This window comes from Streptosporangium sp. NPDC000239 (assembly GCF_040300765.1).
Taxonomy (GTDB): Bacteria; Actinomycetota; Actinomycetes; order Streptosporangiales; family Streptosporangiaceae; genus Streptosporangium.
On the sequence record NZ_JBEPEI010000004.1, the window covers coordinates 95,337 to 108,627 of the forward strand.

12 protein-coding genes are annotated in these 13,291 nt (G+C 69.2%); 11 read left to right on the forward strand and 1 reads right to left on the reverse strand.

What is annotated here, in order from left to right; all coding sequences use genetic code 11:
• Positions 1-182 precede the first annotated feature (182 nt).
• The 9 genes from ABT340_RS12585 (at position 183) to ABT340_RS12625 (ending at position 10,733) form a co-directional block, all read left to right on the forward strand.
• Positions 183-2,036 (forward strand): 2-oxoacid:acceptor oxidoreductase subunit alpha, encoded by a 1,854-nt coding sequence (locus ABT340_RS12585; protein ID WP_352010829.1) that lies wholly within the window; start codon positions 183-185, stop codon positions 2,034-2,036.
• Positions 2,029-3,075 (forward strand): 2-oxoacid:ferredoxin oxidoreductase subunit beta, encoded by a 1,047-nt coding sequence (locus tag ABT340_RS12590; RefSeq protein WP_352010830.1) that lies wholly within the window; start codon positions 2,029-2,031, stop codon positions 3,073-3,075. The genes ABT340_RS12585 and ABT340_RS12590 overlap by 8 nt, the downstream gene beginning before the upstream one ends.
• Positions 3,076-3,367: 292 nt before the next feature.
• Positions 3,368-4,330 carry an NAD-dependent epimerase/dehydratase family protein gene (locus ABT340_RS12595; protein ID WP_352010831.1) on the forward strand — a complete coding sequence of 321 codons (963 nt, stop codon included), beginning with the start codon at positions 3,368-3,370 and terminating at the stop codon, positions 4,328-4,330.
• 93 nt (positions 4,331-4,423) lie between these two features.
• Entirely contained in the window at positions 4,424-5,089 is a 666-nt protein-coding gene (locus tag ABT340_RS12600) for a polysaccharide deacetylase family protein (RefSeq protein ID WP_352010832.1), read from the forward strand.
• A gap of 153 nt (positions 5,090-5,242) precedes the next feature.
• Positions 5,243-6,166, forward strand: a complete 924-nt coding sequence (locus ABT340_RS12605) for a glycosyltransferase family 2 protein (protein WP_352010833.1) — start codon at positions 5,243-5,245, stop codon at positions 6,164-6,166.
• A 29-nt stretch (positions 6,167-6,195) separates the two neighbouring features.
• Positions 6,196-7,287: a GNAT family N-acetyltransferase gene (locus ABT340_RS12610; RefSeq protein ID WP_352010834.1), complete on the forward strand. Its 1,092-nt coding sequence runs from the start codon at positions 6,196-6,198 to the stop codon at positions 7,285-7,287.
• Between the two features lie 147 nt (positions 7,288-7,434).
• Positions 7,435-8,751, forward strand: coding sequence for a nucleotide sugar dehydrogenase (locus ABT340_RS12615; protein ID WP_352010835.1), 1,317 nt, complete (start codon positions 7,435-7,437; stop codon positions 8,749-8,751).
• Entirely contained in the window at positions 8,741-9,919 is a 1,179-nt protein-coding gene (locus ABT340_RS12620) for a glycosyltransferase family 4 protein (RefSeq protein WP_352010836.1), read from the forward strand. Before ABT340_RS12615 ends, ABT340_RS12620 begins: the two co-directional genes overlap by 11 nt.
• 34 nt (positions 9,920-9,953) lie before the next feature.
• Positions 9,954-10,733, forward strand: coding sequence for a class I SAM-dependent methyltransferase (locus ABT340_RS12625; RefSeq protein WP_352010837.1), 780 nt, complete (start codon positions 9,954-9,956; stop codon positions 10,731-10,733).
• Positions 10,734-10,767: 34 nt separating this feature from the next.
• Here ABT340_RS12625 and ABT340_RS12630 read toward each other — a convergent pair whose 3' ends face one another.
• Complete coding sequence (locus ABT340_RS12630; protein ID WP_352010838.1) at positions 10,768-11,628, reverse strand: glycosyltransferase family 2 protein; 861 nt, start codon at positions 11,626-11,628, stop codon at positions 10,768-10,770.
• Between the two features lie 35 nt (positions 11,629-11,663).
• Here ABT340_RS12630 and ABT340_RS12635 point away from each other — a divergent pair, with 35 nt between their 5' ends.
• Both ABT340_RS12635 and ABT340_RS12640 read left to right on the forward strand, forming a co-directional pair.
• Positions 11,664-12,239: a dTDP-4-dehydrorhamnose 3,5-epimerase family protein gene (locus ABT340_RS12635; protein ID WP_352010839.1), complete on the forward strand. Its 576-nt coding sequence runs from the start codon at positions 11,664-11,666 to the stop codon at positions 12,237-12,239.
• A gap of 2 nt (positions 12,240-12,241) precedes the next feature.
• Positions 12,242-13,135, forward strand: a complete 894-nt coding sequence (locus ABT340_RS12640) for a hypothetical protein (protein ID WP_352010840.1) — start codon at positions 12,242-12,244, stop codon at positions 13,133-13,135.
• Positions 13,136-13,291: the final 156 nt, after the last annotated feature.

Sequence of the window (13,291 nt, forward strand, 5' to 3'; positions counted from 1 at the left end):
CCACGCGCGTCTTCACCGCGCCCGGATTTCGACTCGGCCTCCACCGAGGGATCTGCGACATGCGTCACACTCCTCCGCCGAGTGGAACGCGAAGCCACTACGGGTTATCCCCAGGGATCTAGCATGGAACTGAGAACATGCCACCATCAACGGCGCCTTTTCGCGTCGAGGAGGACTGAGCTGTGACCAAGCAGGTTCAGCAACTCGATCGCGTCATCATCCGCTTCGCCGGTGACTCCGGCGACGGTATGCAGCTGACCGGTGATCGCTTCACATCGGGCACGGCGGAGTTCGGCAACGACCTGTCGACCCTCCCCAACTTCCCGGCGGAGATCCGCGCCCCCGCAGGCACTCTGCCAGGCGTTTCGAGCTTCCAGCTCCACTTCGCCGACCACGACATCCTCACCCCAGGTGACGCGCCGAACGTCCTGGTGGCGATGAACCCCGCCGCGCTGAAGGCCAACCTCGGCGACCTGCCGCGCGGGGCCGACATCATCGCCAACACCGACGAGTTCACCAAGCGCAACCTGCAGAAGGTCGGCTACGACGTCAGCCCCCTTGAGGACGACTCGCTCGCCGAGTGGCGGCTCCACCCGGTGCCGCTGACCTCGCTGACGGTCAAGGCGCTTGAGGGCTTCGACCTGTCCAAGAAGGACGCCGAGCGCTCCAAGAACATGTTCGCCCTCGGCCTGCTGAGCTGGCTCTACCACCGGCCGACCGAGACCACGATCAAGTTCCTTGAGACCAAGTTCGCCAAGCGGCCCGACATCGCCAAGGCCAACATCGCGGCCTTCCAGGCGGGCTGGAACTACGGCGAGACCACCGAGTCCTTCTCGGTCTCCTACGAGGTCAAGCCCGCCCAGCTGCCGCCGGGCGTCTACCGCAACATCTCCGGCAACCAGGCGCTCGCCTACGGCCTGATCGCCGCCTCGGTCCAGTCGAAGCTGCCGCTGTTCCTGGGGTCCTACCCGATCACCCCGGCCAGTGACATCCTGCACGAGCTGTCCAAGCACAAGCGCTTCGGCATCCGCACCTTCCAGGCGGAGGACGAGATCGCCGGTGTCGGCGCGGCGCTGGGGGCCTCGTTCGGCGGCGCCCTCGGCGTCACCACGACCTCCGGGCCGGGTGTCGCGCTCAAGGCCGAGACCGTCGGCCTGGCGGTGACCACCGAGCTGCCGCTGATCGTGGTCGACGTGCAGCGGGCCGGGCCGAGCACCGGAATGCCCACCAAGACCGAGCAGACCGACCTGCTGATGGCCATGTACGGCCGCAACGGCGAGTCGCCGCTGCCGATCGTGGCGCCCGCGACCCCGTCCGACTGCTTCGACGCCGCGATCGAGGCGGCCCGCCTGGCGGTGAAGTACCGCACGCCGGTCATGCTGCTGTCCGACGGCTACCTGGCCAACGGCTCCGAGCCGTGGCGGGTGCCCGGCAGCGCCGAGCTGCCGGACATCTCCACCGAGTTCGCCGACGGCCCCAACGGCGAGGACGGCGTGACGTTCCTGCCGTTCAAGCGCGACCCGGAGACCCTGGCCCGTCCCTGGGCCATCCCGGGCACCGCGGGTCTCGAACACCGCATCGGCGGCATCGAGAAGGCCGACGGCACCGGCAACATCTCCTACGACCCCAACAACCACGACAAGATGGTCCGGCTCCGCCAGGCCAAGATCGACGGGATCGCCCAGGACATCCCGCCGCTCGACGTCGACGACCCCGACGGCGACGCCCGGGTGCTCGTTCTCGGCTGGGGCTCGACCTACGGGCCGATCGCGGCGGCCGTACGGCGGATCAGGAGGGCGGGGGGCAAGGTCGCCCAGGCCCACCTGCGCCACCTCAACCCGCTGCCCGCCAACACCGGCGAGGTGCTGCGCGCCTACGACAAGGTGCTGCTTCCGGAGATCAACCTCGGCCAGCTCGCGCTGCTGCTGCGCGCCCGTTTCCTGGTCGACATCATCAGCTACAACCGCGTGCGCGGGCTTCCGTTCAAGGCCGAGGAGCTGGCCGGCGTGATCCAGGACGTGATCGACAGTGAGTGAGATCCAGAACGGCAGGGGCCTGTCCCTGGTGCCGAAGTCCGACGTCAAGCTGGGGATGAAGGACTTCAAGTCCGACCAGGAGGTCCGCTGGTGCCCGGGGTGCGGTGACTACGCCATCCTGGCCGCGGTCCAGTCCTTCGTTCCCGAGCTGGGCCTCAAGCGCGAGAACATGGTGTTCGTCTCGGGTATCGGCTGCTCGTCCCGGTTCCCGTACTACATGAACACCTACGGGTTCCACTCGATCCACGGGCGGGCCCCGGCGATCGCGACCGGCCTGGCCGCCTCCCGGCCCGACCTGTCGGTCTGGGTGATCACCGGTGACGGCGACGCGCTGTCCATCGGCGGCAACCACCTGATCCACGCGCTGCGCCGTAACGTCAACCTGAACATCCTGCTGTTCAACAACAGGATCTACGGTCTGACCAAGGGCCAGTACTCCCCGACCTCCGAGGTCGGCAAGATCACCAAGTCCACCCCGATGGGCTCGCTGGACAAGCCGTTCAACCCGATCTCGCTGGCTCTGGGCGCCGAGGCCTCCTTCGTGGCCAGGACCATCGACTCCGACAGGAAGCACCTGCACTCGGTGCTGCGCCAGGCCGCCGAGCACAGGGGCACCTCGCTGGTCGAGATCTACCAGAACTGCAACATCTTCAACGACGGGGCCTTCGACCAGCTCAAGGACCCCGACCAGCGTGACTCCATCACGCTGCGCCTTGAGCACGGCCAGCCGATCGTCTCGGCGACCAAGGCCGTACGGCGCAGGCCGGACGGCGGCATCGAGGTCGTCCCGCGCTCCGAGGCGAGCGAGGAGGAGATCCTCGTCCACGACGTCAGCCGGCCTGACCCGACGCTGGCCTTCGCCCTGTCCCGGCTGGACGAGCCCGCCTTCGAGCACGTCCCGATCGGCGTCTTCCGCAGCGTGGACCGTCCCTCCTACGACGAGCTGATGGCCGGCCAGCTGGCCGAGGCGACCGGCAAGGGCGGCCCCGGTGACCTGGACGACCTGCTGCTCGCGGGAGACACCTGGCGCATCGGCTGACCACGACGACCGACCCCGACTCCCGGGATCTCCCGGACGGGGCCGTACCGGAAAGCCCGGAAAGCCCGGAAAGCATGGCAACGGGGTCGCTCGCCCGAGCGACCCCGTTTGCTTTTCCGGAAATCCAGGTTAGTTTCAGGTGAAGTTGATATCTTCCACATTCGCCTGTCAGGCGAGGTATGGGGACAAAGACCCGCACACAACGTGTCACCGTGTTTCGGGAGACATACCCTATGTGGCAGGGTCTGACGGAAAGCATCCGACGAACTCGTCCCATGCGAGGAGAACGCCAATGCTCACGGTTCCGTTAGCCGGAGATCGCCTCACCTCCGGGCAGGAGGATTTCAGCCGGTACAGCGGATCACGCGTCCTGGTCACGGGTGCGAGCGGCTTCATCGGGACCCATCTGGTGCGGCGCCTGGGCGAGCTGGGCGCGCGGGTGCACGCCGTGAGCCGTACCCCGAGGCAGGACTCCGACGACCCGGCGACCTGGCACGTCGCCGACGTCGGGGACGCCGAGACGATCGGCGCCCTCATCGCCTCCCTGCGCCCCTCCGTCGTCTTCCACCTGGCCAGCGAGGTCACGGGCACCCGGGATCCCGGCGTCGTGCGCGCGATGCTGGACAGCAACCTGGCCAGCGTGGTCAACCTGCTGACGGCGGTCGCCGAGCACCACCCGGAGACCCGGACGGTGCTGGCCGGGTCGCTTGAGGAGCTCAGGCCGGAGGAGGGCGGCAAGGCTCCCTCCTCCCCCTACGCGGTCGCCAAGTGGGCGGCCAACGGCTACGCGAGGATGTTCCACCAGCTGTGGGACGTGCACGCGACCACCCTGCGCGTCGGAATGGTCTACGGCCCCGGGGACATGAACCACCACAGGCTGGTGCCGTACGTCACTCTCTCGCTGCTGCGGGGCGAGGAGCCGGCCATCGGCAGCGGGACGCGCCTGATCGACTGGGTCTACGTGGACGACGTCGTCGACGCCTTCCTTGCGGCGGGCAGGAGTCCGGGCTCCGCGGGCCTGAGCCTGGACGTGGGGACCGGGACGGCCACCTCCATCCGTGACACCGTCGAGGCGCTGGTGCGGATCACCGACAGCCCGCTGCGTCCCCGGTACGGCGCGCTCCCCGGCCGCCCGCTGGACGGTGCCAGGATCGCCGACATCGTCCCGACGACCGAGGTGCTCGGCTGGCGCCCCACCGTCGGCCTTGAGGAGGGACTGGAGCTGACCGTGGAGTGGTACGCGAAGCATCTGTAACGGTCCAACCAAAAATACGATATCCACCAAGACACCGGACATAAGTCAGCACCCTTCTACGATCAGGGTGCCGAATCAGAAACGAGGAAGTCGGTGCATTCGGTCGTCAATCTCACGGTGCACGGCATCGGTCCGACCGACCGTGAGCTCGACCCCGGCGAGGACCAGACCTGGGTCAGCGTCGAGCAGTTCGAACAGGTGCTCGACGCCGTGGTCGGCCGGGAGGACGTCCGCATCACCTTCGACGACGGCAACGCCTCGGATCTGGAGATCGGCCTGCCCCGCCTGCTCGAACGCGGCCTCACCGCGGAGTTCTTCGTGCTGGCGGGGCTGCTCGGCGAGCCGGGAAGGCTCGACGAGGCCGGGGTGCTGGAGTTGCAGGCCGCGGGCATGCGGATCGGTTCGCACGGCTGGGGGCACCGCGACTGGCGCAAGCTCGACGCCGAGCAGGCCGTCCAGGAGATCACCGAGGCCAACCGGTTCCTCGGCACGCTCACCGGACGGCCGGTCTCGCGGGTCGCGATCCCCTTCGGCTCCTACGACAGGCGCGTGCTCAGCAGGCTGCGGCAGGCGAACGTGACACGCGCCTACACCAGCGACGGAGGCCGCGCCAGGCCCGCCTCCTGGCTCCAGGCCCGCAACAGCCTGCGCCACGACATCGACGCGACATGGGCTCCTCGTGTCCTGGACGGGACCCCCCCTTTGCCTGTTCGTGCGCGCCGCATAGCCTCTCGGACATACAAACGCGTTCGCGGCTGAACACGTCTGTAAAGGTCGTCTACTGACGATCTGAACGTGAGTGCGAAAAGGGGAATCCGGCTGCCAAAGTAGGCGCCGGGCCAGGTGCCGGACAGGCGGGAGCGTGGTTTGGAACGTAGTAACGGCGTCACGCCGGTCGACGATGACCCGTGTATGACGCCTGGTCCCCCCCGGATCGCCATAGTGATCGTCACCTACAACAGCGCCCAGGTGATTGAAGGCTGTCTGCGGTCCCTCGGTGAGGGCGCGCGCGGCGTCAACCTCGTACACGTGATCGTGGCCGACAACAACTCCAAGGACGACTGCCTCAAGGTCGTCGGCGAGGTCACCGACCTTCCCGTCCAGGTCGTCCAGGTCGGAAGGAACGCCGGATACGCCGCGGCGATCAATGCGGGCGTCGAGGTGCTGGACGTCGCCACCCTCGACGCCGTCCTGGTGCTCAACCCCGACTGCAGGCTGCGCCCCGGCTCCCTGCTGCCGCTCGCGGAGTCGCTGCGGCGGCCGGGGCGCGGCATCGCCGCCCCGCTCCTGGTCAACCCGGACGGCAGCCTGCAGCCCTCGCTGCGCCGGATGCCCGCCGTCGGCAGGGCCGTGGTCGAGGCGGTGATCGGAGGCAACCTCGCGGGCCGGATCGGCACGCTGGGCGAGATGGTCACCCACCCGCGTGAGTACGCCAAGGCGGGCGAGGTGGCCTGGGCGACCGGCGCCGCCATGCTCATCTCGACCGACGTCATCAAGGAGATCGGCGCCTGGGACGAGTCGTTCCTGCTCTACAGCGAGGAGACCGAGTTCTCGCTGCGCGCCCGCGACCACGGCTGGATCACCTGGTACGAGCCCGCCTCGGTCGTCGAGCACATCGGCGGCGACTCCGCGATCAACCCGATGCTCGCCTCCCTGCTCATCGTGAACAAGGTGAAGCTCTTCCGCAGACGCAGGAGCACCCCCGCCTTCCTCGCCTACTACCTGGCGGTCGTCCTCGGCGAGGCGCTTCGCGCGCTCATGGGACGCCGCATCTCCAAGGCCTCGGTGGTGGCGCTCCTGCGCCCCTCACGCCGCGTCCACAAGCTCGCGGACTGACCCCGCCGCCTTCGAGAAGAGAGACCACGATGAGCATGCCCGCGAGCACGGAGCCCGCGCGGGTGCACGCCGTACGAACGGTCCGCCTCGACGCGCTCACCGCGCAGGAGCTGGAGACCTGGCACCGGCTGCGGGAGACCAACCCCGCCCTGGACAGTCCCTACTTCCACCCCGGCTTCGCGCAGGCCGTACACGCCAGCGGGCGGCAGGTGACGGTCGCCGTCGGCAGGGACGGGACGGGCGCGGTCAGGGCGCTGCTGCCCCACCACCGTGAGCGGTCGCTGATCAGGCCCGCGGGCTGGCCCGCCGCCGACTTCCAGGGGCCCGTGCTCGCCCCCGGCACCGGTTTCCCGCCGCTCGGGCTGCTCACCAACGGGGTACGCGGCTTCGCCTTCGACCACCTCGTCGAGGACTGCGCGGACTTCGAGCCGTGGATCGAGTCCCGCAGGCCCTCGCCGTTCCTGGACGTCTCCGGCGGCCTCGACGGCTATCTGGGACGCGCCTCGCGCAGCGGCAAGGACAACATGGGCCAGGCCCGCCGCCGCGCCGCCAAGGCCGAGCGGACCCACGGCCCGGTGCGCTTCGTCGCCGACAGCACCGACCAGGACGTCCTGGAGCGGGTGATCGAGCTCAAACGCGCGCAGTACGCCGCGACCGGCGCCAAGGACTACTTCGCCGCGCCCGACCGGCACGAGCTGATGAGCGGGCTGCTGCGCACCCGGGGTACCTCCTTCGCGGGCGTGCTGTCCACGCTGCACGCGGGCCCGCACCTGCTCGCGGCGCACTTCGGCATCCGCTCGGGCTCGGTGCTGCACTGGTGGTTCCCTGTCTACGACCCCGACTTCGGCAACCTCGCCCCCGGCTGGATGCTGCTGCGTGAGCTCGCGATCGCCGCCCCGGCGATGGGAATCACGCGTATCGACCTCGGACGAGGCGACGATGAGTACAAAAGGCGTGCCAAAACCGGCGAAACGCTGGTATGCCAAGGAATGGTGACACGTAGCTCGGCCCGGCAGACACTGCGGCGGGCGCGCGACTCCGTGGTCGAGACGGCGAAGTCGTCCGCTCTCGGCCCCGGCCTGCGAAAGATCGTCCACGGCCTCCGGAACCTGAACCGCTAGCCACGCCGGGACCCTGACGATGAACCACCACACAGAACGCAACGACCACAAGGAATCATCCGGCCGTCGGGTGAGTCGGGCGAGGCTTGGCAAGACGCCCCCTGCCTCGCGCCCGGCCGCACATGACGCGATGGAGGCAGCGCACAAATGAGAATCAGCGTGTTCGGGCTCGGCTATGTGGGTTGCGTGTCCGCGGCCTGCCTCGCGGCCAGCGGGCACGAGGTGGTCGGCGTCGACGTCAACCCCGTGAAGGTCGACCTCATCTCCCGGGGCAACGCCCCGGTGGTCGAGGAGCGGATCGGCGAGCTGACCGCGGAGGTCGTGGCCAGTGGCGCGCTGCGGGCGACCACCGACGTGGCGGAGGCCGTCGGCGCGACCGACATCTCCCTGATCTGCGTCGGCACCCCCTCGGCCCAGAACGGCAGCCTGTCGACCGTCTACCTGGAGCGGGTCTCCGAGGAGATCGGCCAGGCCCTGACCGCCAAGAACGGGCGGCACACGATCGTCTTCCGCAGCACCATGCTGCCCGGCACCTGCACCGACCTGCTCATCCCGATCCTGGAGAAGGCCTCGGGCTACCGGGCGGGCGTCGACTTCGGCGTCGCGGTCAACCCGGAGTTCCTGCGCGAGGGCACGAGCGTGCGCGACTTCTTCGAGCCGCCGAAGACCGTCATCGGCGAGTTCGACGCCGCCAGCGGTGACGCGGTCGCCGCGCTGTACGAGGGGCTTCCCGGCGAGGTCTTCCGGGTGCCCGTCGCGGTGGCCGAGATGACCAAGTACGCCGACAACGCCTTCCACGGTCTGAAGATCAGCTTCGCCAACGAGATCGGGGCGATCTGCCAGGCCCTGGGCCTCGACTCGCACCGGGTCATGGACGTCTTCCTCGCCGACCGCAAGCTCAACGTCAGCACGGCCTACCTGCGCCCCGGCTTCGCCTTCGGCGGCTCCTGCCTGCCCAAGGACCTGCGCGGCCTGGTCTACGCGGCCAGGCGGGCCGACGTCTCGGTGCCGCTGCTGTCGCACGTGCTGCCCTCCAACGAGGACCACCTCAGGCGCGCCTTCGACCTGGTGACCGCCGCGGGCAGCCGCAAGGTCGGGCTGTTCGGGCTGTCCTTCAAGCCCGGTACGGACGACCTGCGGGAGAGCCCGCTGGTCGAGCTGGCCGAACGGCTCCTCGGCAAGGGCTACGACCTGCGCATCTACGACGCCAACGTCACCCTGTCGCGGCTCATGGGCGCCAACAGGGAGTACATCGACGGCAGGCTCCCGCACCTGGGCGACCTGCTGACCAACTCCGTCGAGGAGGTGCTCGCGCACGCCGACGTCTGCGTCGTCGGCTGCAAGGACCCCGCGGTGCTGAGCGCGCTCGACAACGCGGGAGACCGCACGATCATCGACCTCGTCCGCCTTCCCGACGCGGAGACGCGCCGGGCGCACCCTGGATACGTTGGCCTTGGCTGGTAAAGCACTCATCCTCGTCGAGAACCTCTCCGTCCCGTTCGACAGGCGGGTGTGGCAGGAGAGCACCACGCTGCGCGACGCCGGGTGGGACGTGCACGTCATCTGCCCGCAGGGCACCAAACGCGACACCGAACCGTACGCCGAGATCGACGGGGTGAAGATCCACCGCTACCCGCTGAAGGCGGCGACCGGCGGCCCCCTCGGCTACGTCCAGGAGTACGGCTCGGCGCTGTGGCACACCTTCCGGCTGGCCAGGCGGGTCGGCCGGGTGGACGTGGTGCACGCCTGCAACCCGCCCGACCTGCTCTACCTCGTCGCCAAGCGGCTCAAGCGGCAGGGCGCGCGGTTCGTCTTCGACCAGCACGACCTGGTGCCCGAGCTGTACCTGTCCCGCTTCGACCGGGGTGAGGACTTCCTCTACCGGGCGGTGTGCAGGCTCGAACGGCTCACCTACCGGACCGCCGACGTGGTGATCGCCACCAACGAGAGCTACCGCGACGTGGCGGTCAGCCGGGGCGGCAAGCGGCCGGAGAAGGTGTTCGTGGTGCGCAGCGCGCCCGCGGTCGAGCGCTTCCGCCAGGTCCCCGTCGAGGAGGGCCTCAAGAAGGGCAAGCCGTACATGCTGTGCTACCTGGGGGTCATGGGGCCGCAGGACGGCGTCGACTACGCGCTGCGGGCGCTGGCCAAGCTCCGCGACGAGGTCGGCCGTAAGGACTGGCACGCGGTCTTCCTCGGCGGCGGCGACACCTTCGACGAGATGGTCGCGCTCTCCCACCGGCTCGGTCTGTCCGACCAGGTGGAGTTCACCGGGCGGATCTCCGACGAGGACCTGCTGCGCTACCTGTCGGCGGCGGACGTGTGCCTGGCCCCCGACCCGCTCAACCCGCTCAACGACGTGTCCACCATGAACAAGATCATGGAGTACATGGCGATGTCCCGCCCGATCGTCTCCTTCGACCTGAAGGAGGCCAGGGTCTCCGCCGGGGAGGCCGCGCTCTACGCCCCGGCCAACGACGAGTCGGAGTTCGCCAAGCTCGTCGCGCACCTGCTCGACAACCCCGCCGAGCGCAGGCGGATGGGCGAGATCGGCAGGGCCCGTGTCGCGGGCCCGCTGTCCTGGGAGCAGTCCTCCAAGGCGCTCCTGGCCGCCTACGAGGCCGCCGTCTCCTGACGCCGGGAAAGACAACGAGAGAGGAGCGCCCCCGATGAGCGGGCTTCTGCTGAGCGTCACCACCGGTGAACTGGCCTCCTTCGTGGAGGCCGTCACCGAGGCCACCGTCGAGGTCACGGCCGGGGCCGGCGCCCTCCTCGGCGGGGTCGCCGGTGGGTTCAGGCGCCACTACCGGTCGCTGCGCAGCGGCGCCGTACGGCTGCTGTTCGAGCGCCGGTACGGCGTGCGGACCTCCGACGTCGTGAGCCTGGAGAAGTTCGGGCTCGCGCACGAGGAACGGGTCTACTACTCGGCCGCGAACTGGCAGACCCTGCGCCGCACGCTCCCCCGCGACGCCGTCGGCCCGGACGACGTGTTCGTCGACCTCGGCTCCGGCATGGGACGCATGGTGCTTGAGGCGGCCTGGCGCTACCCCTTCAGGAAGGTGATCGGGGTCGAGCTGTCCGCCGAGCTGAGCGAGATCGCCAGGCAGAACGTCGCGGGCACCCGGCTGCGCCTGCGCTGCGCGGACGTCGAGCTGGTCAACTCCGACGTGCTCGACTACGAGATCCCCCGGGACGTCACGGTCGTCTTCCTCAACAACCCCTTCAGGGGCGAGACCTTCGCGACCGTGATGCGCAGGCTGATCGCCAGCGTGGACGACAACCCGCGCGAGGTCACGGTGATCTACTTCAACCCCACGGAGGACGAGTTCCTGATGAGCACCGGGCGCTTCCGGCACCTCAGGACCGTCAACCGGGGACGCCGGGACAAGCAGGAAGGGCCTTTCGGCACGATCAGGATATACACCATCACCGAGCGTGCCGGTGCCTGACAGGCCGCGCCGTACGGCGGGGCGGCCCGTCCGGCTACCCCGCCTCGGAGCGGCTGCCGGTGTCGGTGCCCCACTGCACCTGGCCGCCCCGCGAGGTGCGCGCCCTGGTCATGGCACGGTCCATCACCAGGACCGCGAGGTAGCAGCCCGCGTCGAGCGGGCTCACCTTCCCCCCGGTCAGCAACGCCCCCAGGGAGCCCAGGCGCAGGCGTCCCTCGGGGGCGGAGCGGCCGAGTGCGGCGAGCTGGCGGTTGCCCAGGCGTACCCGCACCCGCCGCTTCAGGTGCGCGGACACGGTCCTGGCCGGGCGCACGAGCGACCTGGCCTGCGGCACGACGACCCGCTCGTGGACCGCGAAGCTGCCGTGTGCCCAGCCGTCGTCGGACAGCACGTCCGGGATGGGGAAGACCTTGGCGTGTCCCTCCTCGGTGAGCACGTAGACGCCGACCCCGGCCAGCGCCCTGAACGGGGCCACCAGCTCGTTGTGAACCTTGTGCATGCGCCTGGCCACCCAGCTCACCCCCGTCATGTCCCACACCGGGACGGGGGCGCAGGCCAGCACGCCGGGACGGTCGAGGGCGGCGACGAGCGCGCGCACGGAGCCGGAGTCGAGTTCCACGTCGGCGTCCAGGTAGATCCTGGGGAAGGTCGCGCAGAGCTCGTCTCCGAGGCGCAGCGCGTTGGCCTTGCCGGGGACGGGGGTCTCGACGACACGCACGCCGGGCCGTACGGCCACCTCGGCGGTGCGGTCGGAGCAGGCGTTGGCCACCACGATCACGTCGAACTCGCCGGGTTCGGTGCCCGCGAGCAGCCGGTCGAGGTTGCCCGCGAGGACGGCCTCCTCGTTGTGGGCCGGGACCACGATGCTCACGATCGGCCTGGTGACGTCGTTCACCGGCCCGCCTTCCGCCTCTCGAAGGGATTCACAGCATGAGAGTAGAACGAACCGCCATCGACGGGGTGTTGTTGTTCATTCCGACGCCACACCGTGACGACCGGGGGCTGTTCACCAGGACGTTCGACAACGCCGTGGCCGAGAAGGCCGGACTCGACCCGGCCCGCTTCGTGCAGGACAGCCAGTCCCGCTCACGGCAGGGGACGATCCGCGGGATGCACGGCCGTTCCGGGCGGGGAGAGGCGAAGCTGGTGCGCTGCGCCCGCGGCGCCGTACAGGACGTGCTGGTCGACGCCCGGCCCGGTTCGCCGACCTTCGGCGAGCAGGTCTCGGTGCTGCTCGACGACGAGACGTTCGTCACCCTGTACGTGCCGCCGGGCATGCTGCACGGTTTCCAGGCGCTGACCGAGCAGACGGACGTCTGCTACCGCATCGACAGGGAGCACGACCCCGCCGAGGACCTCTCCGTCCGCTACGACGACCCCGACCTGGGCATTCGCTGGCCGCTTCCGGTCTCATCGATCAGCGGGAGAGACCTTTCCGCCGGTTCGTGGGCACAATTGCAGAGGCGGCTCATCGGCCCTGACGTTGCCCCTACCGCGACGGAGTGAAGATGCGACGGCTCGTCCCGCTCGGTGTCCTGTCGGCGGCCGCGCTGGCCCTGGTGACGGCGTGCAGCACGTCGGGGGACACCCCGGGAGCCGCCTCGCCGACTCCCAGCGACCTCTCCCGCCCCGTGGCCCGCTGCCCCGGCCATCCCACCCCCGCCTGCACCGGTGTGCCGCCGGGCACCAAGCTGGAGAAGCTGACGCTGACCGAGCCCGGCGCCTACCGCGTCACCGAGCCCGGGAGCGTGCTCGACGGCGTGCACATCACCGCCGACCTGCTGGTGGCCGCCAACAACGTGACGATCAGGAACAGCCGGATCGACGGGCTGGTCATCAACGCGATCGGCCCGAAGACCTTCAGATACACCATCGTCGACTCGACCGTCGGCCCGGAGACCGGCTGCCAGTCGCTGCCCGGCGTCGGCCAGGACAAGTACACCGCCCTGCGGCTGCACGTCCGCAACCACGGCGACGGCTTCCGGGTCGGAGGCGACGACGTCGTCATCCGCGACTCCTTCGTACGGCTCTGCTCCAACCCCGACGACCACTCCGACGGCATCCAGACCTACGGCGGAGGCAAGGGCCTGGTCTTCAGCCACAACACCGTCGACCAGCGGGGCGTCAAGGACATCACGGCGCCGATCTTCCTGACCGACCCGAAGATCGTCGACGCGGTGGTCACCGACAACCTCGTCATGGGCGGCACCTACAGCATCCAGCTGCGTAACGGACGGGGCAGGCTCGTGATGCGGGGCAACAAACTCGTCGACGGGTCATGGGTCTACGGGCCGGTCGACTCCGAGTGCGAGAAAATCGACTGGGCGGACAACACGCTGGTCACGATCGACTCCGAGTACCGCGTCACCTCGACCGTCGGCCCGCTGAAGTGCGTGGGGTGACCGTTTTCGATCTTCATTTTCGGTCCCTGCCGTATACACGAAAAATTTGATCTTCGCATCGCCATCAGACCGATATGTCATAACACTTACGGATAATCATCTGAAAATGATGCGTATCTCTGGCCTCTGTCGTAACAATGTCCTCTGCACGAGGAC